The organism is Photorhabdus sp. RM71S (genome assembly GCF_042879355.1).
Classification (GTDB): domain Bacteria; phylum Pseudomonadota; class Gammaproteobacteria; order Enterobacterales; family Enterobacteriaceae; genus Photorhabdus; species Photorhabdus kayaii.
In genome coordinates, this window is record NZ_JBHFKV010000034.1 from 25,171 (window position 1) to 47,823 (window position 22,653).

Consider the following 22,653-nt stretch of genomic DNA (forward strand, 5'->3'; position numbering starts at 1 on the left):
CATTGCTCCTTTCATACAAGAGGGAGTATTTTTATGCGTCCGTTGTATTCCTTATTTGGCGTAGCGTGTTGGCTATCACATTTGATTTCAATCAAAAAAGGAGCGTTTTGCTGCATAATCCCGGCTAGGCACTCCTGTAATTGTTCAGGAGAATTCACGCAAAAGCTATTTACCCCTAATCCCTTAGCCAGTTGACACCAATCATAATTAGGAATTTTCGTTAGATCTGCTCTGTTATCTTTATTATTAAAGTAGCTTGCGGCATAAGAGGCATTGTTGAAGACAATAAAAAGTATATTACGATGGTATTTTGATGCAGTGGCTAATTCCATTCCCTGCATTAACATACAACCATCACCTGTGATCACCATACATTTCCTGTCCGGTGCTGCGAAGCTAGCGCCTATTCCGGCTGGAATACTCCAGCCCATAGGCCCGAGTGTCGTAGCGGATAAGTATGCTTCAGGTCTGCGGGCGACCCAATAATGACCAAAGAATGAACGATGCGCGCCAGAGTCTACACTGACAATTCCATTTTCTGGAAAATGTTCTTGGAGAATATTGATATAGGATGCGGGGTGTCTTTTTGCATCACCTGTTGCACTAAAATCAATAGGAAAATATTTGGGAACGGTACTGAGGTCTTTTACCCATTTTTCCCGTGTTAGGCATCCAGATATGAGCGTGTTATGGTAGTACTCGCCAAGAGTGTCTAGAAAAGCACTACTATTTGCAGTAATCCCACAAGTAATATCAAGGTATTTACCAAGATATTCAGGATTTGTATCAACCTGAATAGTTCTACCAGAAAGTTGTAATTCTGGAGACCAGAGCATTGTACTCCATTGGGTTGTATCTACCCCCAATAAAATAATGCCCTCCAATCCCGGATCTTTAAATGCTTCAATAGCTCTGGGGCTACCTGAATAACCATAAATACCGAGCGACAGAGGATGATCCTCTGGAAATATCCCTTTACCACTAAGTGTTGTTGCTACTGGAAAATGATACTTTTCTGCAAATGCTAACAACATATCAGCAGTTTCAGATGTTTTACTACGTAACCCCGCGAGAATAATGCAATTATGATTTTTTCTTATTAATTGTTCAAGTTTAGGTGAACATATTTTATTAATATCTACTGGGCGATTTTTCCAGGAATCAGAAACAGTTGAACTAATATCGGGGCGGTTTCCATCATATTCATTTAAAATTTCCTTACTTACTCCCAGATACACTGGACCTCTTTCAATTCCTTTCATTGCCCTGAGTGATTCTCTCAGAAACCGACTGATTGATTGACCAGCTTTAGCTTCAAATGTTGCGCGAGTTACTGGAGAAAAAATCACTTGTTGATTAATCCCAGATTGGGTACTGTCCTGTAAAACATTGTGCATTTCCATTGTCGATGAAATTTGTCCAGCTAAAAGTAAAACAGGGAAATTATCTGTATAGGCAGAAGCTATACCTGTCAGAGTATTCGTAACACCGGGACCACCAATGACCAGACATATACCAAAATTATCAGAGACACGGGCATATCCTTCTGCCATATAAGCAGCCCCCGTTTCACAGGCGGTAACTACTGGGGCAGGAAAAACATCTAATACTGAATCATTATCTTTCGGGTAGCATTTCATGAATGCGTTTATGAGTTTGCCTGGCACCATGAAGAGATGAGACGCATCTAACTGGCGTAGTTGCCTCAATATATAAGATGCTCCACTTTCTTTCTGCTTATGATCTAAATATGTCATAGTTCATAGCCCTATAAAGTGTATATTTTGTGTTTTCATTATTTCTAATGAATCTTGATGAAATGAGTCCGGGTATCGAACATTAGGCATATCTGCAAAATAAGGTTTCGGACTTTTGGGCAAATAATCGGAAACATGCATACTATGTTGTGCACGATCCCGAAGATATTGTAGGTATAGTTCATTATGTTGCTCTGATGCAGAAACTGTCCACTGTAACGCTAATTTTGTGTTGTCAGGCACTTTATCAGGATAAGTACTTCTGTGAGTTATTCTATTATCCCAAAGAACGAGATCACCAGCCTTACTCATGATCACTTTTTCGTATGCTTGCGGAGTATTTAGCATATTCTTCACAGTGGTTTGATTCAGTCGATGAGAAAAAGGGATTAATGTTATTCCTCCTCCATAATCAGGATCATTATCCTGCAAATATATAGCACATTGCATAAATTGTAATGGTGCATCTGGATTGATTACCTCATTCGATAAAAAATACGCATCATTGTGCCAAGGGATATAAACACTCTCCCGAATAGTAAAATTAGGAAATAAAGAAAAAGATTTCCTAAAAATTTCCTTGATAACTGTAACTGATTTATCATCCAAAATAGCATGAAATACTTCAGTGTTTTTTAATATATCTGTTGGCAAAAGAGTAGAAAGATTATTTATTTTTGATGTTTCTGTATAAAAATCCCTGATAATTTCAATTTCTTCTTTTTCTATTGCTTCAGGTATTACAACATAGCCCATTTCGTGTATTTTTTCCTTGACATTCATATTGATAACCTTATCTAAATTAATAAACCGATTCTGATTGGAAAATCATTTCTTCGAACGTAATACCAAGTTGCTCAAATTCTTTAAAGAAAGAAGGGAATGAACAATGAACATCTTCATAACCATCAATAAAATTAGCTTGTTGGCAACGTAATGATGCTACAAATAAGGACATAAAAATACGATGATCCCCCCAACTGGAAAGCCTGCAATTTCCTGAATAGGATGGTGTTTCATGAATTTCAAAACCATCATAAACACCATTTATAATCAAAGGCTGAATGTTGACACCCAACTTTTGTAATTCTTGTACCATTGCTTTTATTCTTGGTGATTTGTGAAGGCGGGTAATATACCCGTCATCTTTCAAGTTGCCTCTTTGTTGGCTGCACTCACTCACCACGGTCACATAGTTATCTATGCTCCCGGGGATTCGCTCCCTTGCCGTAGCGATGCATCTTGAAATCCATAGGGTATATATGATGAAAGAAACTTTATTTTTTAAAAAGGGTTGTCAACGGCTTGTGAGTTATTAAGCTGTTAAACTTGGTTAAAACCATCGTCTTTAACAAAACCTGTGGACTTCTCCCTCCTGAATGCTAATTGTGAGTAAAACGCGTTTTTAACATTAGGGGAAAGAGGGATAGCAAACAGCTCGAAGAATTGTCATTTCGTTGGGCGTTCTTGCTTCTTGATGTTTGTTGGCGAGAGCAAGTCACGCAGTACATTCAAAACCAGCAAGGGTAATGCCTTGTCGAAATTTCCTTCCCGCCTTTATGCTGGCGGGAGTATCTTTTTAAGGAAAAAATAACGGCATTCAGTTCACTTTGGGAATACTTTTTATTGTTTTCCGCTATTGTTTACCATAACGAAACTCAGGTGAGAGTTTACTTATCCCAAGCCCATTAATTTTTTTCACTTTAATTTGCACGGGTATCCGTTCTTTCATGGCTTCGATGTGGCTGATGACTCCAATGGTTTTACCGGAAGCATTTAAATGATCCAGTGCATCAAGAGCAATATCAAGGGTTTCTGGATCAAGTGTGCCAAAGCCTTCATCCAAGAACAGTGAGTCAATACTGGTTTTATTGCTGACTAAATCAGATAGCGCTAAAGCCAAGGCGAGGCTGACCAGAAAACTTTCGCCACCGGAAAGCGTTTTGGTATCACGAATAGCATCGGCTTGCCAGGTATCAATCACTTGTAGTTCAAGACCATCACTGTTTTTACGTTGCAAATCGTAGCGTCCGTGCAATTTTTTCAGCCGTTGATTGGCGAGATGAACCAAATGATCCAGTGTTAATCCTTGAGCAAAGCGACGGAATTTAGCGCCATCAGCCGAACCAATCAGATTATTAAGATAACTCCAGTCATCATAATTTTGTTGGCAATGGCTGATCTCTTCCAATAAGGATTTTTGCTGTTGACGGCGTATTGCATCATTACCAAGCAGGTTTTTCAGCTCTCCTTGTTGTAAGGTGTTTCTTTTTAGCTCATCAGTAATGTTTTCCAACTGTTCGGTCAGTTGTGATTTTGTATATTGATTAAGTAACTCAGGGCGATTTTTCCGATGTTGTTGCAGAGTTTCTGCTGCTTTCTGACATAGGGCGTTGGCTTGTATCTGCTGTTGTTCAAGCTGTTCTTTGAGTTGTTGCAATTCCTTACGTTGCTCTTGCGATAATAGCGCCGATTCAACGGCATGCTGATCGGCAAATGGGCTCTTTGCTAATGCAGCATTGAAGTTTTGTTCTGCCCGCTGTTTTTGTTGCTCAGACTGGTTGTAGTTTTTTTCTGTCTCATTAATGGCGCCGGTCAGTTGGCTAATATTGGATTGTGCCTGTTGCAGATGTGATTGTGACTGTTTGTACGCTTCTTCCAGTTGTTGAGATTGTTGTTGTAATGCCTGAGTGATGTCCGTAACAGATTGCTTACCAAATAGTTGTTGGCGCTGTTGTTGTGCTTCTGCGAGTTGCTGTTTCTGTTGCTGTGCTGTTTGATTAAGCCCATTTAAACGGCATACATATTCTTCTTTCTGTTTATGCAATGATTCAATCTGATTTTGAATGACCGCTTCTTCTTTTTGGATCTGTTGCCAGTTTTCATGACAGTTTTGATATATCTGCCACTCCTCTCTACGTTGTTGCAGCCAGTTTTCAGTATCATTCAGCATTGGCAGGGATAAATTATATTGCTGTAATTCTGACGTCATTTTTTCGATGACATCAGTTAGTTTACACTGCTGTTGTTGTATCTCTGGCTGCAATTCAGATAAGTGTTTTTTCAGTACATTGTGTTGATGTTTACTCAGTTCAATATTTCGTTCAATTTCTTTAATGCGTTCTTGATGAACAGTCAGTGTTTTTTCTGTTTTTTGGTACGTTTTTTCTGTTAGTTCAAGTTCGGTTAATTGAGTCTGGCAAAGCTGATAAGCAGATTGGTTTTGTTGCACAAATAGTTCAAGAGCGGGTTTATCCGAAAGAGAAATTTCGATCTGTAATATTGCGCAGGTTTCCTGCCATTGTTGCGTTAATATATTCAATCGTGGTTCAGCATCAGCAATTTCTTGCAAAATATGGTCGTATTGTTGCTGTTGGAACTCTTTTTTATTAACCAATGATATTTTGGTGGCTTGCAGCGCTTCAAATTGCTGGCGTAAATCTTTTAACCGTTGTTCTGATTTTGGCAGTTCAATATTTTGATAATCCTGAATTGCAGGATGATGTTCAGCACCGCATAGTGGGCAAGGAGAACCTTCCTTGAGCTGTGCCCGCTCTTTTTCCAGACTGACAATCTTTTGTTCTAACTGAATACGTTGAGTAAGATCGGCTAAATGTTGCTGTTTGTCTGAGAGTTGTTTATCGATGGATTCAATTTGAACAGGAAGTTCCTTTAATAATTTTTTCGGTTGTTGTAAGCGAATATGATGGCTGGCAATAGCGGCTTGTAATTGCAAGATTTGCGGCGACAGGATCTCCAGTTTATGTTGCAGCGGTAGCTGTTCCTGATATTGAGTTAATTGTTTTTTTAATTTCTCTGGCGAATATTGTTTTTGCAGAGTAGAAAATTGTTGCTTGGCCTGCTCAAATGCCAGTTCCAGCGGTTGGTTATTTTCAATTTGTTGTTTTAAGTCTTCCCTTTGTTTGTTCAGGTTATTGTTAAGTTGCGTGATTTCGGCAGTGAGCTTGCCAACTTTTTGCGTTTGGTGATCAATTTGTTGTTGGTGTTCTTGCCGCCAAGAGAATTGGTGTTGCCAAAAAGCCAGTTTTTCGCCGAAATATTGATGATAAGGTTGTTGCTCGAAATAATTTTCCAGTTGTTTTCTTTGATTGGTGAATGATAGGGCGCGCTGATTTGCTGTGTCATATTGTTGACAACGGTTTTCAAGCGCGGTTTTCTGCTCGTTGATTTGTTGCTGAGTAAGATTGAGCTCTTTAATCTGTACCGCAATTTGATGATCTAATGGAATCACCTGTTCTGTTATCAGCTTTTCTTGTTGTTGCCGGTGTTGTTGATACTCTGCTCTGGCAGAATCTGCATGAGTCACCTTTTGCTGTATCGGCGTGAGCGTCTGTTGTTGTTGATGAAGTTGCTGACGCATCTCCGCCAACTGTTTGCTGATTCTCTGATGTTCATATTGCGTTCGGTTTTTATCATCCAACAATGGGCGCAGTGTTTCTGCGGGTTCACTGCTAGCCAGTTTTTGCAGTTGCGGCTCTGCATGAGTAAGCGCTTTTTCTGCCTGCTGTAGGGAAGCGTTGTTTTCAGTAACAAGTTGCTCAAGTTCTTCCGCTCGTGTCAGCCATTGTGCCGAATGTTGTAATGTTTTTATCTGCTGATTGAGTTGTGATTCTGCATGGGTGAGTTGTTGCTGTTGTTCCAGATGTTGTTGATACTGCTCTGCCGTTAGCAAATCAATGGCGGACGTTTTGACTTGCAGAATATCCAGCTCTGACTGTGCTTGTTTATGTTGTTGGTAAATTTGTTGGGATAAAATTCCGTAAATTTCAGTGCCGGTTAACTCTTCCAATAAATCAGCCCGTTCGTTTGGCTGAGCATTGAGGAAAGCAGTGAAATCTCCTTGGGATAGCAATATGGATTTGGTGAAACGGCCGTAATCTAATCCAGTAATTTCAATGATTTTTTCTTTCTTGTCCTGGATTTTATCGGCCAGAATTTTACCACTGCTGCTAAGGGCGAGTTCCACTTTAGGGGCTTGCAGATTGCCATTGGGTTGATTACGCGCTCGCCGTTGGCTCCAGAAAGCACGATAAGCGACACCTTTCACTTCAAACTCCACTTCAGCCAATGATTCCGCAGTGTGTCGGGTCATCAGCTCATTTTGTGAGGTAGAAATCGTCAAGCGTGGGGTTTCGTGATAAAGCGCAAGGCAGATCGCATCCAATAAGGTGGTTTTACCCGCGCCAGTAGGACCGGTTATGGCGAACAAACCACTGCTGGCAAACGGCTCTGCTGTGAAATCAATTTTCCATTCACCTTGTAATGAATTGATGTTTTTTAGCCGTAGACTCAAAATCTTCATGCCTGCTCCTCCTTGTTTTTAGCCTGATAGATATCGTTCAGTGTTTGTTCGAAAAGGGTGGTCAGACGTTTTTTATGTTCTTCATCTTCGAGTGCTGATTGTGCAAGCCGTCGGGCAAAAACTTCGTTAACGCTAAGTTCTGTCAAAGTTTCTCTGTTTTCTTGTGCTAGCCTATTTTGTTGCTGTGTTTTACTACGTCGTAGCAGAATGACTTCGACAGGAAGCTCTGCAACCATTGATCGAATCCTTTTCTGGATATCATGGAGGTAATCTTGGGTTGCAACTTCAATATCCAGCCAGACGGGTTGTTCTCCTTGATAGTTATTAAAAGTTTGCAACTGTTGTTCAATGTGTTGCAGGTTACCCTTGATTAGTTGCATGGGCTGATATTGCGGAATGGGTAAAAGCTTGATGGATTCCAGTTTGTCTTGAATAAATTCCACCAAACAAACACTTTTCTCTTGCCCGACTTCATCGAAACTAAGAGGAATAGGGGAGCCGCTGTAGCGAATATGTTCAGATTTAGCCACTATTTGTGGCCGGTGAATATGCCCAAGCGCAATATAGTCTACCGGCGGGAAAGCTTGCGCCGGGAAGGCATCCAATGTACCAATATAAATATCCCGCACCGAATCTGTAACAGTGGCGCCAACGGTCGTCAGATGCCCGGTAGCAATGATAGGTAAGGGCAAATTCAATTCATCACGTAATTCACATGCTCGCTGATAGAGTCGATGATAGTGTTCTGCAATAGCTTCTTGTAATACGAGTTGTTTTTGTTCTCCTGACTGACCAGCCTGGCTGATCATAATATCTCTTGGCCGCAGAAAAGGGACTGCACAAAGAATTGCACCGGTATTGCCTTGTTTGGTGGTGAGTACTTTTATCTGTTTTTGTTGATCTTTTTCTGCGTGAGCAATAACGGTGGTATTTAGGCAGGAAAGGAGTTCTTTTGATTCATTTAATGTTGCTACTGAATCATGGTTACCACCAAGGCTAATTAACTGACAGCCGGTCGGTTGTAGTTCAACGACAAAGCGATTATATAGTTCACGGGCATAGCTAGGCGGTGAGCCCGTGTCAAATACATCTCCGGCAACAATTAATGCATCGACCTGATAATGTTCAATCTGTTTAATCAGCCAGCGCAGAAAATGTTGATGTTCAGCAGCCCGGCTTTTTGTAAAAAAATATTGGCCAAGATGCCAGTCCGAAGTGTGAATAATACGCATATTTTCGCCGTCATTGGTTAAAGTGAAGCATGATTATAATCGCTATATTCTGGATGTCGCTTTTAAATCTGATTTCGTGAATATATCTTCGAGCGGCTTCGCATTCATTATGAAATATGACAATTGTTAAATTAATTATTGCGAAATCGATTGCAGATAGAGGATAACCAAGGCAGGATTTCATAAATTTGTCATAAAACTGACGCATAATGCTTTTTCAAACTAAGTAGCGTTTATCTCAATATATTAACGGGATTAATCATGGCAAGACGTATTCTGGTAGTTGAAGATGAAGCTCCGATTCGTGAGATGGTCTGTTTTGTTCTGGAAAAAAACGGGTACCAGCCGGTAGAAGCAGAGGATTATGATTCTGCGTTGGCATGTTTATCTGAACCATATCCTGATTTAGTGTTATTGGATTGGATGCTCCCCGGTGGTTCTGGTTTGCAGATAATTAAGCAGATGAAACGGAATAATAATATTCGCGATATTCCGGTGATGATGTTGACTGCCCGTGGTGAAGAGGAAGATCGGGTGCGTGGCCTCGAAGTTGGGGCAGATGACTATATCACTAAGCCTTTCTCTCCTAAAGAGCTGGTTGCCAGAGTTAAAGCGGTATTACGGCGTATTTCACCGATGGTCATGGAAGATATCATCGAAATGGATGGTTTGGTTTTGGATTCAACGTCCCATCGGGTGACCAGCCAGGATAAAGCACTGGATATGGGGCCGACGGAATTTAAATTACTGCACTTTTTTATGACTCACCCTGAGCGAGTCTATAGCCGTGAACAGTTGCTTAATTATGTTTGGGGAGCAAATGTTTATGTTGAAGATAGAACTGTTGATGTTCATATTCGCCGTTTACGTAAAGTATTAGAGATTGGCGGCCATGATAAAATGGTGCAGACCGTTCGTGGTACGGGCTATCGTTTTTCTACCCGTTACTAAGTCTACGCACCGGAGAATCTAATGTGTTAGAACGTTTATCTTGGAAAAAACTGGTTTCAGAACTGTTTCTCTTTTGTTTGCCTGCGGTAATTCTGTCGATATTTATTGGTCATTTGTCCTGGTGTTTATTTGTTTCGGTATTTTTGGTGCTGATATGGCATGGTTATAACTTGCTGAAACTTTCGAATTGGCTATGGTTGGATCGCAGTATGTTGCCACCGTCGGGGAGAGGAGGGTGGGAGCCAATTTTCTATGGTATTCACCAGATGCAGCAACGGAATCGAAAGCGGCGTCGTGAGCTGGCGCTGTTGATCAAACGGTTTCGTAGCGGGGCGGAATCATTACCCGATGCTATTGTGATGATGACAACGGAAGGTAATATTTTCTGGTGTAATCGTTTAGCACAACATTTACTCGGTTTTCGTTGGCCTGAAGACAACGGACAGCATATTTTTAATTTACTTCGCTACCCTGATTTTAGCCGATATATCCTTTCCAGGGATTTTTCGCGCCCTTTATCCATTGAATTAAATAATGGGTTCGCTGTTGAGTTCCGGGTGATGCCTTATTCTGAGGGGCAATTCTTAATGGTTGCCAGAGATGTGACTCAGAAGCGAACATTGGAAAATGCCCGTCGTGACTTTTTTGCCAATGTTAGTCATGAAATGCGTACCCCTCTAACCGTCTTGCAGGGTTATTTGGAAGTGATGCAGGATCAGGCAGAGGATAGTTCGCTAAATAAGAAAGCGCTGAATACGATGCAGGAGCAAACCCGGAGGCTGGACGGTTTGGTGAAACAATTGTTGCAACTGTCTAAAATTGAAGTCGCTCCCCAAATTGATATGAATAATGAAGTCGTTGATGTGCCTTTGATGCTTAAAGTATTGCGTCAGGAAGCCACTGCGCTAGGTAGTGAATGTTATAAGATTAATTTTGATATTGGTGAAGGCTTAAAAGTGTTCGGTAATGAAGAGCTGCTTCGCAGTGCAATGTCGAATTTGGTTTATAACGCGGTTAACCATACTCCTAAAGGGACTCAAATTGATATCAGTTGGAAAAAGAATTCCCATGGTGCTGAATTTACAGTGAAAGATAATGGGCAAGGTATCAGCGCTGAACATCTACCTCGTTTGACCGAACGTTTTTATCGAGTAGATAAAGCGCGTTCCAGACAAACTGGAGGAAGTGGTCTCGGTCTTGCGATTGTTAAACATGCCTTACATCATCACCATTCTCATCTTAAAGTTTCCAGCGAAATAGGCAAAGGAACGATCTTTAGTTTTACTTTACCGGCAGGATTGATTGTACCTGTCAAAATAACCAGCAGAAGAGATAGGAATAGTTTGATTAACAGTAATAATTAATCTTCGTAATTGATTATTATTTTTTCAGGTTAAAAAAAACGCAAATCATATAGTGTTTATTCAATGATAGCTAACAGCAATCACTAGTTTTGAAAAAGAGTGCGGCATATACTTCTGCATTCTGGTTTATCTATTGCCTTCTGGCGCTATAAAAGTTTTACTTGTGGGCAGTTGTTGGCGATTCTATCTATCATGACCACTATAATCTGTCTTCAACAGATACCTGGTGAATATTATTTTGATAATAAATCGTTAAATTAGGGTTCAATATTGTCAATATGGGCTTAACTATTGATGATATTTATATTATTCAGGCCATTAAATATGGTAACAAAACATTAATAATCATTATGACACATCGTTTATCATCTAAGGATATTTGGGCATTAGGGTTTATGACTTTTGCTCTGTTTGTCGGGGCGGGAAATATTATTTTTCCCCCTATGGTGGGGTTACAATCAGGTGAATATGTTTGGCTAGCAGCATTAGGCTTTCTAGCGACGGCGGTTGGTTTACCCGTCATTACAATCATCGCATTGGCAAAAGTTGGCGGTGGTATTGAAGAGCTGAGTTCACCTATTGGTAGAGTTGCTGGTTTGCTGCTTGCGACAGTTTGTTATTTGGCTGTTGGTCCTTTATTCGCTATCCCACGGACCGCAACTGTCTCTTTTGAAGTAGGCATTGCCCCGCTTACCAGTAACGGTGAGTTACCCCTGTTTATCTACAGTCTTATTTATTTTGTGTTGGTAATTGCTGTTTCTCTTTACCCAGGCCGTTTGCTTGATACTGTCGGGCATGTGTTAGCGCCTATCAAGATGTTGGCGCTAGGTATACTTGGTGTTGCTGCTTTACTTTGGCCTGCCGGTGATTCAATTCCAGCGATTGATGTTTATCAGCAAATCCCATTCTCCAGTGGTTTCGTCAATGGTTACCTGACAATGGATACGCTGGGTGCGATGGTTTTTGGGATTGTCATCGTTAACGCAGCGCGTTCAAGAGGCGTTGCCGCATCTTCATTATTGACCCGTTATGCGATGTGGGCAGGTTTTATTGCCGGCTTTGGTCTGATACTGGTTTATCTATCGCTGTTCAAATTAGGCGCTGGTAGTGGATCGTTAGTGCCTCATGCAGAAAATGGTGCGGTCATTTTGCATGCCTATGTTCATCATACTTTTGGTGGTGTCGGCAGTATTTTCCTGGCTGTGTTGATTTTTGTCGCCTGTATGGTGACTGCGGTTGGATTAACTTGTGCATGTGCTGAGTTTTTTAGCCGTTATCTGCCCCTGTCTTATCGTTCACTGGTTTTGATCCTTGGAGGATTCTCCATGTTGACTTCTAACCTTGGTTTGAGTCATTTGATTAAGATTTCTATACCGGTACTGACAGCTATTTATCCACCTTGTATCGTTCTGATTGTGTTGAGTTTTACGCTGTGCTGGTGGCACAATTTTACCCGTATTTTAGCTCCGGTAATGTTAATTAGTCTGATGTTTGGTATTTTGGATGCGATTAAGTCATCTGAAGCACTGGTTTATTTGTTGCCAAATTGGGCAACACGTTTACCACTGGCGGATCAAGGGTTGGCTTGGTTAGCACCATCCCTGTTGGTTTTAGTTGTGGCTGGTATTTATGACCGCGTTTTAGGGCGCTCTGGTACCCGCGAGACTCAAATGCATCAGTGATGATGTTTGTTTCTCTGACTGTTTGCCATCGTCAGATGTTCAGGGAGAGTATGGGATGGGGTTCCTGAAAAAAGGATATCCCATCCCGATATTGCCTACACAGATTAGCTATTTTTTTAGTTGTTGGTCATTAGTAACCAATGGCTGCACCGGCCGGGCGTCGGACATCATTGGCGCCATAAAAATGGTTTTCACGCACTTGACCAGATACGGCTGCATCATTGCCGGAAGAATTAGCAGCAGCGTCAGCGGTTTTAGGTAAACCAACCATAATCACTTCAGCAGCGCCCCATGGTATCTGCTCCACCATTTTATATCCCATTTTTTCTAGCAAATTCAACGAGTCTTTAGAAATACCACGTTGTTCATAATAAACTTCATCGGGTAACCATTGGTGATGAATACGGGGGCTATTGACCGCTTCTTGAGGAGACATACCGTGATCAATAATGTTTAAGGCGGTTTGCAGGGTAATAGAGATAATACGGGAGCCGCCGGGTGAGCCCAGAACAAGGAATGTCTTATTGTCTTTTGTGACAAGTGTCGGGCTCATTGAGGATAATGGGCGCTTACCGGGGGCAATAGAGTTAGTCGCACCTTGAACGAGACCATAAAGATTCTTTTCACCAATTTTAGTGGTGAAATCATCCATCTCATCATTGAGGAAGAAACCTGTTCCGGGGGCGATGACGACAGCACCAAAAAGTCCATTGATAGTATAGGTAGTTGAAACTGCATTACCTTCTTTGTCGACAATGGAGTAGTGTGTGGTTTCTGGTTTCTCGTGGGGTCCAATACCCGGCTGAACATTCTCCGATAATGTTGCTTTACCTGGTTCTATTTTTTTACGTAAAGATTCAGCATAGTGTTTACTCAGTAAGCGATCGATTGGATTTTTAATAAATTCTGGATCACCAAGGTAAGTATTTCTGTCCATGTAGGCATGGCGCATGGCTTCTGTCAATGTGTGAATATAATTAGCCGAGTTGAATCCCATTTCTTTGAGGTTATAACCTTCCAAAATATTCAGAATTTCACACATGGTTACTCCGCCTGAACTCGGTGGCGGGGAAGAGATAAATTTATAACCGCGATAGTGACAGGTGACGGGGGTTGTTTCTGAAATTTTATAATTGGCAAAATCGGCTTCGGTAATAATGCCGCCGGATTTTTTAGCGGCTTCGGCGACCAGTTTAGGAATATTTCCGTGATGAAAAGCTTCTTGCCCTTTTTTAGCAATTAACTCTAACGTATTTGCCAGATCGGTTTGTATTAATCTATCTCCCGGTTGATAAGGAGAGCCATCTTTGCGTAGGAAGATACGAGCTGCTTCTGGATCTTTGCGGAAACGCTTGATTGTGGTGTCCAGAATATCGGTATCTGCACGGGTCAGTATAAAGCCTTCTCGTGCCAGCTTAATTGCAGGTGCCATGACTTGTTCACGGCTCAATTTGCCATATTTTTTTAGGGTGCTGTCTAACCCCATCACGGTTCCGGGCACACCGGCCGCTCGGTAGCCATATAAACTGGCTCCTTTAATAACATTACCTTCTTTATCCAGATACATATCGGCACTTGCTGCACTTGGCGCGGTTTCGCGGAAGTTAATAAAAGTATCGGTACCATCGGCTAAATGAATTGTCATAAAGCCACCACCACCGATATTGCCACAACATGGATTGACAACGGCTTGGGCATAGCCAACAGCAACCGCTGCATCAACCGCATTTCCACCCATTTTGAGGATATCCACACCAATTTGTGAAGCAAGATGTTGGGCTGAAACGACCATACCATTTTTGGCTTCAACAGCCGGTTCCGAAGCGGCATAAAGGTGGGACGAGACGAGCAGGGATATTATTGCCAGCGGTGTTTTCCATGTTTTCAACATATTGTAAGCTCCTGTCTTTTGGCGAGGTTATTTTTGTCGGTGTAATGACTTGTTTTATTTACACGGATTTTAATGTTAAACAATTGTAAATTTAATTGTAAGTGGTGATAGTTATCGGGAATAGGGGGTTTTTGTGCGCAAGGTGGCAAAACGAGGAATTTCAGTGAAAAAAAACCAGCCGGAATAATCGGCTGGCCTAATTATGGGTAATATCTAAGGTTATAGTTTAGCAGCGTTTTGAGATAGGTATTTAGCTACGCCATCTGGAGAAGCGCTCATGCCCTCTTTACCTTTTTCCCATTGTGCAGGGCAGACATCGCCGTGCTCTTCATGGAATTGCAGTGCGTCAACCATACGCAGCATTTCGTCAATGTTACGGCCCAGAGGCAGATCGTTAACGACTTGATGACGAACTACGCCGTTTTTGTCGATCAGGAAAGAGCCGCGCAGAGCGACACCCGCTTCTGGGTGCTCAATGCCGTAGGATTTTTGAATCTCGCGTTTAGTATCAGCAACCATTGCATATTTAACTTCGCCAATACCACCTTGATCGACAGGAGTTTTACGCCATGCGTTGTGGACGAATTCAGAATCAAAAGAAACACCTATAACTTCAACACCGCGCTTTTTGAACTCTTCGTAGCGGTGGTCAAATGCGATCAGCTCAGAAGGGCATACGAAAGTAAAGTCCATCGGCCAGAAAAAGATAACGGCAGGTTTACCGTTCAGGTGTTTTTTCAGGTTGAAATTCCCAACTATTTCGCCGTTGCCGAGGACTGCTGCTGCTGTAAAGTCAGGGGCTTGACGAGTTACCAGAACCATGAGTTACTCCTGTAGTTTTACGAGGTTTATGTAAAAATTGGATATAGAATAAAGAATTAGCGTACACCAATAAAGGATAAAATACTAATCTTTGCAATAGATTTTACCTATTAATACTTTATTTTTATTTTCTTTACCTTAATAAGATAGAGGATTTTGGTTGTATGAACTTTTTTGAATAATTGAGAGTAGCCGCGGTGTATCTATGACATCCTTAGCAAGAACCTCCGTAAATCCGTCATAAAGACGGTTGCGGCCTGAGAAGTGGGAAGCCTCGCCGTTTTTTACGGCGGGGAGCAGTCACTAGTGTCAGCAGTTATTCTTTTACTTTTTTAAGAAGTGGCAATGATAAAGCGCTGGCAGTAGCCTTTATGGTGAAATTTTTATTAAACGGCAAAGAGGCGGTCAGTAAGGTGGACTATAAACGCCGTGAGCCGCTTATTTGGTGGAGTAAAGATAAAACCCGCCGACTTAGAAGCTCAAATTCCGTTGATTCTGGCCGAATTGGATCGCCTGGGTCCCCCTGATGAAGATCTTTCCGAATGAAAGCTAGCGTTAAAAAATAATTTCCTACTATTCATCTTATTCCAGCCAAATGGCTGGCACGCTGGGAAAAAGGAATTCTGACTGTACCACCGGATATCAAGGATGAAAAAATCATTAAACATGCGAAAGTGCCGTATTGCCTGAATGATTTCTTTCTATCCGCATTTACGATTTATTCACAAGCATAGTTGTAATAATAACGCTTATTGAGGCGAACAATAAAAATCCTTATTTTCCGCTTTTTCCATCATATAAGGATAAAATTGCCAGAATAGTGCTTCAAAGTCAGCGTAATGTTGTTCTATATCCTGAAATGATCCAGATAAAGCTGATAATCTGGGATGTCTTCGAGCCATACCTGTTAATACATCTGCAATAAATGCAAGATCTGCATAGCGGATCAGCCAGTTTTGCGGCCATAAAAATTCATTCAGTTCCTGAAATTTTTCGGGAGTGTAATAAAGATGAGGTTCAATCTGGTTGCGAGCATGGTGAATAAATGCCGGTAATGAGTAGGTGGGAACCAGTTTATCCCAATTCAAGGAGAGGAAGTGATCCCAGATAATATCTAAAGTGATCGGCGCAACCCGTCGATATGGAGCGCTGAATAAGTGACGGGCTTGAATAACCAATGGATGGGTATCTGTTAATACATCAACACGCCGATGCATACGAATACCTGCAACCACATCAGCGCTGTATTGTCCCTCTGGATTACCGCGCACAAAATCTGCCATCAGATTTCCTAGTAGGGAGCTGTCAGCCAGAGTAGCTAAATGAAGGTGAGCGAGAAAATTCATTTGGTGATTATAATATAAATCCGCGAAGTTATGTGCTTATTTGTTGCACCCTTAGGGCCGCGGCACTAGACTAGTCCGCCTGTTTTTCTGAATGATTAAATATAATGCGTGTCTCCGATTTTACTTTTGAACTTCCCGACGAAATGATTGCTCATTACCCTCAACCGCAACGCAGTGGCTGCCGTTTGCTCTCGCTTGATGGTGAAACGGGGAAATTAACGCATGGTATTTTTACGGATGTTCTCGATAAGCTGAATGCCGGAGATTTGCTGGTTTTCAATAATACCCGCGTCATACCTGCGCGTATTTTCGGCCGAAAAGCCACGGGCGGTAAGTTGGAAGTGCTGGTTGAAAGGGTGCTGGATGATAAGCGGGTACTTGCACATGTGCGTGCTTCCAAAGCGCCAAAAGTGGGGACTGAATTGTTATTGGGTGACAATGAAAGTCTTAAAGCAACCATGTTGGCCCGCCATGATACCTTGTTCGAAATACGTTTTGATGATGAACGTGATGTGTTGTCCATTTTGGATGACATAGGTCATATGCCTTTGCCGCCTTATATTAATCGTCCTGATGAAGAGGCAGACCGTGAGTTGTACCAAACTGTATACAGCGAACGGCCCGGGGCGGTAGCTGCACCAACGGCCGGTCTTCATTTTGATGAGCCATTATTGGAAGCGCTGCGTAAAAAGGGCGTGGAAATGGTTTTTGTGACATTGCATGTTGGCGCCGGTACTTTCCAGCCTGTGCGGGTGGAGACCATTGAAGACCATATTATGCATGCTGAGTATGCAGAAGTGCCCCAGGATGTGGTTGATGCTGTGCTGGCATGTAAGGCGCGAGGTAATAAAGTTGTTGCCGTTGGCACAACGTCAGTTCGATCGCTGGAAAGTGCCGCAAAAGCCTGTCAGGATGGGTTAATTGCGCCATTTTTTAATGACACGCAAATTTTTATCTATCCGGGTTTTGAATATCAGGTTGTGGACGCGTTGATTACTAATTTCCATTTACCGGAATCGACACTTATTATGCTGGTTTCTGCGTTTGCGGGTTATAAAAATACGATGAATGCTTATAAAGAGGCAGTTGCAGAAAAATATCGTTTCTTTAGTTATGGTGATGCTATGTTTATTCGTCGTAATCCCTTCGCTTGCAAGGAAAAGATTTCTTAATGTAATAATTATGGCATTGACTGGAATATATTGTTGAATTTGTTGAAAATAGGGTTATGTGAATATCTCAGCTCAACGGTAAATTTCAACTTTGTCTGGTTTTAAACAACAGCATCGGACTGTTTATCTGATGCTTGGAGGTTAAGTGAAATTTGAATTACAAACTACCGACGGTCAAGCCCGTCGTGGTCGTCTGATTTTTGAGCGTGGCGTGGTAGAAACGCCAGCATTTATGCCAGTTGGGACTTATGGCACAGTAAAAGGAATGACACCGGAAGAAGTGAAAGAAACCGGTGCGCAGATCCTGCTTGGCAATACTTTCCATCTGTGGCTACGCCCAGGGCAGGAAATCATGAAGCTTCATGGTGATTTGCATGGATTTATGCAGTGGCATGGTCCAATCTTGACGGATTCAGGCGGTTTTCAGGTATTCAGCCTTGGCGCAATGCGTAAAATCAAAGAGGAAGGGGTACATTTCCGTAACCCAATTAATGGTACGCCGGTTTTCCTCAGCCCAGAAAAATCGATGGAAATCCAGTATGACTTGGGTTCTGATATTGTCATGATTTTTGATGAATGTACGCCATATCCTGCTGATTGGGATTATGCGAAACGTTCGATGGAGATGTCCTTACGTTGGGCTGCCCGTAGTCGCAAGCGTTTTGATGAGCTACAGAATAAAAACGCTTTGTTTGGTATTATTCAGGGAAGCATTTATGAAGATTTACGTGACATCTCAGTAAAAGGTCTGGTAGAGATTGGTTTTGATGGATACGCTGTAGGTGGTCTGGCGGTAGGGGAGCCTAAAGAGGATATGCACCGCATTCTTGAACATGTCTGTCCGCAAATCCCGCAAGACAAACCGCGTTATCTGATGGGGGTAGGAAAACCAGAGGATTTGGTGGAGGGGGTTCGTCGCGGCATTGATATGTTCGATTGTGTGATGCCAACCCGTAATGCCCGTAATGGTCATCTTTTTGTGACCGATGGTGTGATTAAAATCCGTAATGCCAAACATAAAGAGGATACTTCTCCACTGGATGAGCAGTGTGACTGTTATACTTGCCGAAATTATAGTCGGGCATATTTGCATCATCTTGACCGTTGTAACGAAATTCTCGGTGCAAGGCTGAATACTATCCATAATTTGCGGTATTATCAGCGCCTGATGGCTAAGATCCGTCAAGCCATCGAGGAAGGTAATCTTGAACAGTTTGTTGAAGATTTTTATCAACGGATTGGTAAACCCGTTCCGGCATTAAGTATTTGACTTAAGTAGTGATTGACTGGTTTCAGTGTGTATAGCATATTGCGGCTGGTTTTTGATTACTATTGAATTTGATAACAATGAGGGAAGTTTAATGAGTATTATTTCTGAAGCAGCAGCATCTGCTGGCGCACCGGCTCAGGGAAGCCCATATTCTTTGATCATCATGCTGGTTGTTTTCGGCTTGATCTTCTATTTCATGATCCTGCGTCCACAACAGAAACGTACTAAAGAACACAGAAAGCTGATGGATTCTATTTCCAAAGGTGATGAGGTGATGACCAATGGTGGTTTGATTGGTCGTGTCACTAAAGTTTCTGACACGGGTTATATCGTTGTAGCACTGAATGACACTACTGAAGTAACCATTAAACGTGATTTCGTCGCTGCCGTTTTACCGAAAGGTACAATGAAGGCTCTGTAATTTCTGATTTTCCCGAAGGGAACTGCCGTGCTAAACCGTTATCCTTTGTGGAAGTATCTGATGCTGATCGCTGCGATCCTCATCGGTTTGCTTTATGCACTTCCCAACCTTTATGGTGAGGATCCGGCTGTACAAATCACTGGCGCGCGAGGCATTGCCGCCAGTGAGCAAACGCTGGTCCAAGTCCATAATGTTTTAGAAAAAAATCAAATCGCGAGTAAATCTATTGCGCTGGAAAATGGTGCGATTCTTGCTCGTTTCAATAATTCCGATATTCAGCTTCGTGCCCGTGAAGTATTGATGTCCACATTAGGCGATCAGTACGTGGTGGCATTGAACCTGGCACCAGCAACACCAACTTGGTTAAGTAAGGTTGGTGCCGAACCAATGAAACTAGGCCTTGATCTGCGAGGTGGGGTGCACTTCCTGATGGAAGTGGATATGGAAACCGCATTAGGCAAACTGCAAGAGCAGAATACTGATGGCCTGCGCACTGATTTGCGTGAAAAAGGCATTCCTTATTCCACTGCCCGTAAAATTGATAATTACGGTGTAGAAATCCGCTTCCGTGATGAAAAAGCGCGGTCTGAGGCGGAAAACTATCTTACTGGCCGCCACCGTGATTTAGTTTTCAGTATTGGAAGCAATAATACTCTGAAAGCGGTGATGAGTGATGAACGTCAGCGCGAAGCCCGATCTTATGCGGTGCAGCAGAACATTACCATTCTACGTAATCGTGTTAATCAACTGGGTGTGGCTGAACCATTGGTTCAGCGTCAGGGCGCTGACCGTATCGTGGTTGAATTACCGGGTATTCAGGATACTGCTCGTGCAAAAGAGATTCTTGGTGCGACAGCGACGTTGGAATTCCGTCTGGTCAATACCGGTATTGACTCTACCGCAGCTACATCAGGCCGTGTGCCAGGTGATTCTGAGGTGAAGAGCACCCGTGATGGTAATCCGGTTGTGTTATATAAGCGTGTTATTCTGACCGGTGATCATATTACAGATTCAACCCCTGGTACCGATGAATACGGTAGTCCAGAGGTGAGTATTTCACTGGACAGTGCTGGTGGCTCCGCGATGTCTAATTTCACCAAGGACAATGTTGGTAAGCCAATGGCGACATTGTTTGTGGAATATAAAGACAGCGGTAAGAAAGATGCTAATGGTCGGGCGGTGTTAGTTAAACATGAAGAAGTGATTAACATTGCTAATATTCAGACTCGTCTGGGGAACAATTTCCGTATCACGGGTCTTTCCAACGCAACCGAAGCGCGTCAGTTATCCTTATTGTTGCGTGCGGGTGCTCTGATTGCGCCGATTCAGATTGTAGAAGAGCGTACCATTGGGCCAACCCTTGGTCTGCAAAACATAGAACAAGGCTTAGAAGCTTGTCTGTGGGGCTTAATTGCATCAATTCTGTTTATGGTGATTTACTATCGCAAATTCGGTGTGATTGCGAGCAGTGCGTTGTTGGCTAACCTGGTGCTGATTGTTGGTATCATGTCTCTGTTACCAGGGGCGACGTTAACCATGCCGGGGATCGCGGGTATTGTGCTAACGCTGGCTGTGGCGGTTGATGCGAACGTGCTGATCAACGAACGTATTAAAGAAGAGTTGAGTAATGGCCGGACAGTACAACAAGCGATACATGAAGGTTATAAAGGGGCTTTCTCCAGTATTATTGATGCTAATTTGACCACGTTGATTACCGCGGTCATTCTTTATGCTGTTGGTACCGGGTCAATTAAGGGCTTTGCGATAACAACGTCAATTGGTGTCGCGACTTCTATGTTCACCGCTATTGTAGGTACTAGAGGGATCGTCAACCTGCTATACGGCGGTAAGCGTATTAAGAAGCTGTCAATTTAAGGAGCACGTTGTGGCACAGGATTATACTGTTGAACAATTGAACTACGGTCGCAGAGTCTATGACTTTATGCGCTGGGACAACGTTGCTTTCGGAATTTCGTTGCTACTGTTGGTAGCTTCTGTTTTTGTGATGGCAACCCGCGGGTTTAACTGGGGACTCGATTTTACCGGTGGTACGGTAATCGAAATCAAACTCAGTCAATCTGCTGATTTGGATAAGATGCGTGATAACCTGGCAAAAGCGGGTTTTGAAGATCCTCTGTTGCAAAATTTCGGTAGTAGCCGTGATGTAATGGTGCGTATGCCACCAGTTACGGGTGCGGCTAATGAGGAGCTGGGTAAAAAGGTTATTAAAGTCATTAATGACACCATTGATAAAGATGCGAGTGTCAATCGTATTGAAATTGTTGGGCCGAGTGTCGGGGCTGAGCTCGCCCAAGATGGTGCAATGGCGTTGCTGGCGGCGCTTATCTGTATCTTGATTTATGTTGGATTCCGTTTTGAATGGCGTTTAGCATTGGGTGCGGTTCTTGCGCTTGCCCATGATGTCATCATCACGCTAGGGGTTCTGTCATTGTTCCATATCGAGATTGATCTGACCATTGTGGCATCGCTGATGTCGGTTATTGGTTACTCATTGAATGACAGTATCGTGGTTTCTGACCGTATCCGTGAGAATTTCCGTAAGATCCGTCGTGGTACGTCGTATGAAATTATGAACGTCTCTCTGACGCAAACATTGAGCCGTACAATCATGACATCGGCAACAACTTTACTGGTGGTGCTGATGTTGTATATTTTCGGTGGCGCGATGTTGAAGGGCTTCTCACTAGCGATGTTAATTGGTGTTTCTATCGGTACGGTATCTTCTATCTATGTTGCTTCCGCTTTAGCGTTGAAACTGGGTATGAAGCGTGAACACATGATCCAGCAAAAGGTTGAGAAGGAAGGGGCTGATCAGCCATCTTTATTGCCTTAATTATTCTGCCTTGATGCTGTTCAAACACCCTGTGAGTATCCGGCTGACAGGGTGTTTTTTATTCAGATTAAGGATAAACTGTAAATTTAGTTCGGATTAACCATCAGGAAACGATATGCATTGCCCATTTTGTGCTGCTGTTGATACCAAAGTGATTGACTCTCGTTTGGTCGGGGATGGCTCGCAGGTGCGCCGGCGGCGCCAGTGTCTTGAGTGTCATGAACGATTCACCACTTTTGAAATGGCTGAGCTGGTTATGCCTAGAGTAATAAAAAGTGACGATATCCGAGAGCCGTTCGATGAAGAAAAATTGCGCCGTGGTATGCAAAAAGCACTGGAAAAGCGCCCGGTCAGTTCTGATGATGTAGAAATGGCGATTAGCTATATTAAATCTCAGTTACGTGCTACCGGTGAGCGGGAAGTTCCATCCAAAATGATTGGTAATCTGGTCATGGATGAATTGAAGAAGTTGGATAAAGTCGCCTATATCCGTTTTGCTTCTGTCTATCGCAGCTTTGAAGATATTCGTGAATTTGGCGAAGAGATTGCTAAATTACAAGGTTGAGCC

At 42.6% G+C, this 22,653-nt stretch carries 17 protein-coding genes; 9 read left to right on the plus strand and 8 right to left on the minus strand.

Going from position 1 to position 22,653, the window contains the following annotated elements; all coding sequences use genetic code 11:
• Positions 1-11: 11 nt before the first annotated feature.
• The 5 genes from ACGF5R_RS16640 to sbcD form a co-directional block, all read right to left on the minus strand.
• The gene (locus ACGF5R_RS16640; RefSeq protein WP_387691872.1) at positions 12-1,757 is read right to left on the minus strand and encodes a thiamine pyrophosphate-binding protein; all 1,746 of its coding nucleotides are present in this window, start codon (positions 1,755-1,757) and stop codon (positions 12-14) included.
• Positions 1,758-1,760: 3 nt separating this feature from the next.
• A complete protein-coding gene (locus ACGF5R_RS16645) occupies positions 1,761-2,540 on the minus strand; it encodes a phytanoyl-CoA dioxygenase family protein (RefSeq protein WP_387691874.1) in 780 nt (259 codons plus the stop codon).
• A 19-nt stretch (positions 2,541-2,559) separates the two neighbouring features.
• Positions 2,560-2,910 carry a hypothetical protein gene (locus ACGF5R_RS16650; RefSeq protein WP_387691876.1) on the minus strand — a complete coding sequence of 117 codons (351 nt, stop codon included), beginning with the start codon at positions 2,908-2,910 and terminating at the stop codon, positions 2,560-2,562.
• 483 nt (positions 2,911-3,393) lie between these two features.
• Complete coding sequence (locus ACGF5R_RS16655; RefSeq protein ID WP_387691878.1) at positions 3,394-7,080, minus strand: AAA family ATPase; 3,687 nt, start codon at positions 7,078-7,080, stop codon at positions 3,394-3,396.
• Entirely contained in the window at positions 7,077-8,312 is a 1,236-nt protein-coding gene (gene sbcD / locus ACGF5R_RS16660; RefSeq protein ID WP_387691880.1) for an exonuclease subunit SbcD, read from the minus strand. Before sbcD ends, ACGF5R_RS16655 begins: the two co-directional genes overlap by 4 nt.
• 261 nt (positions 8,313-8,573) lie before the next feature.
• Between sbcD and phoB the strand changes: the two genes are divergently transcribed.
• From phoB to brnQ, 3 genes are all read left to right on the plus strand, one after another.
• Positions 8,574-9,263 (plus strand): phosphate regulon transcriptional regulator PhoB, encoded by a 690-nt coding sequence (gene phoB, locus ACGF5R_RS16665; RefSeq protein WP_112879375.1) that lies wholly within the window; start codon positions 8,574-8,576, stop codon positions 9,261-9,263.
• 23 nt (positions 9,264-9,286) lie between these two features.
• On the plus strand, positions 9,287-10,627 hold the full coding sequence (gene phoR / locus ACGF5R_RS16670; protein ID WP_387691882.1) for a phosphate regulon sensor histidine kinase PhoR: 1,341 nt from the start codon (positions 9,287-9,289) through the stop codon (positions 10,625-10,627).
• 350 nt (positions 10,628-10,977) lie between these two features.
• Positions 10,978-12,309 carry a branched-chain amino acid transport system II carrier protein gene (gene brnQ / locus ACGF5R_RS16675; RefSeq protein ID WP_112879381.1) on the plus strand — a complete coding sequence of 444 codons (1,332 nt, stop codon included), beginning with the start codon at positions 10,978-10,980 and terminating at the stop codon, positions 12,307-12,309.
• A 130-nt stretch (positions 12,310-12,439) separates the two neighbouring features.
• Here the strand turns inward: brnQ and ggt are convergent, their stop codons facing one another.
• The 3 genes from ggt to ACGF5R_RS16690 form a co-directional block, all read right to left on the minus strand.
• Positions 12,440-14,200, minus strand: coding sequence for a gamma-glutamyltransferase (ggt, locus tag ACGF5R_RS16680; RefSeq protein ID WP_387691885.1), 1,761 nt, complete (start codon positions 14,198-14,200; stop codon positions 12,440-12,442).
• Positions 14,201-14,419: 219 nt separating this feature from the next.
• Positions 14,420-15,022, minus strand: coding sequence for a peroxiredoxin C (locus tag ACGF5R_RS16685; RefSeq protein WP_011148042.1), 603 nt, complete (start codon positions 15,020-15,022; stop codon positions 14,420-14,422).
• A 749-nt stretch (positions 15,023-15,771) separates the two neighbouring features.
• Positions 15,772-16,368, minus strand: a complete 597-nt coding sequence (locus ACGF5R_RS16690) for an ACP phosphodiesterase (RefSeq protein ID WP_262981181.1) — start codon at positions 16,366-16,368, stop codon at positions 15,772-15,774.
• Between the two features lie 104 nt (positions 16,369-16,472).
• Here ACGF5R_RS16690 and queA point away from each other — a divergent pair, with 104 nt between their 5' ends.
• The 6 genes from queA (at position 16,473) to nrdR (ending at position 22,650) form a co-directional block, all read left to right on the plus strand.
• Complete coding sequence (gene queA, locus ACGF5R_RS16695) at positions 16,473-17,540, plus strand: tRNA preQ1(34) S-adenosylmethionine ribosyltransferase-isomerase QueA (RefSeq protein ID WP_112879371.1); 1,068 nt, start codon at positions 16,473-16,475, stop codon at positions 17,538-17,540.
• Between the two features lie 145 nt (positions 17,541-17,685).
• Complete coding sequence (gene tgt, locus ACGF5R_RS16700; RefSeq protein WP_112894588.1) at positions 17,686-18,810, plus strand: tRNA guanosine(34) transglycosylase Tgt; 1,125 nt, start codon at positions 17,686-17,688, stop codon at positions 18,808-18,810.
• Between the two features lie 91 nt (positions 18,811-18,901).
• A complete protein-coding gene (gene yajC, locus ACGF5R_RS16705; RefSeq protein ID WP_011148038.1) occupies positions 18,902-19,231 on the plus strand; it encodes a preprotein translocase subunit YajC in 330 nt (109 codons plus the stop codon).
• A 27-nt stretch (positions 19,232-19,258) separates the two neighbouring features.
• Positions 19,259-21,106 (plus strand): protein translocase subunit SecD, encoded by a 1,848-nt coding sequence (secD, locus tag ACGF5R_RS16710; protein ID WP_387691889.1) that lies wholly within the window; start codon positions 19,259-19,261, stop codon positions 21,104-21,106.
• 10 nt (positions 21,107-21,116) lie between these two features.
• Complete coding sequence (gene secF, locus ACGF5R_RS16715) at positions 21,117-22,085, plus strand: protein translocase subunit SecF (RefSeq protein ID WP_112879368.1); 969 nt, start codon at positions 21,117-21,119, stop codon at positions 22,083-22,085.
• Positions 22,086-22,200: 115 nt separating this feature from the next.
• Positions 22,201-22,650: a transcriptional regulator NrdR gene (nrdR, locus tag ACGF5R_RS16720; protein ID WP_036775072.1), complete on the plus strand. Its 450-nt coding sequence runs from the start codon at positions 22,201-22,203 to the stop codon at positions 22,648-22,650.
• Positions 22,651-22,653 lie beyond the last annotated feature (3 nt).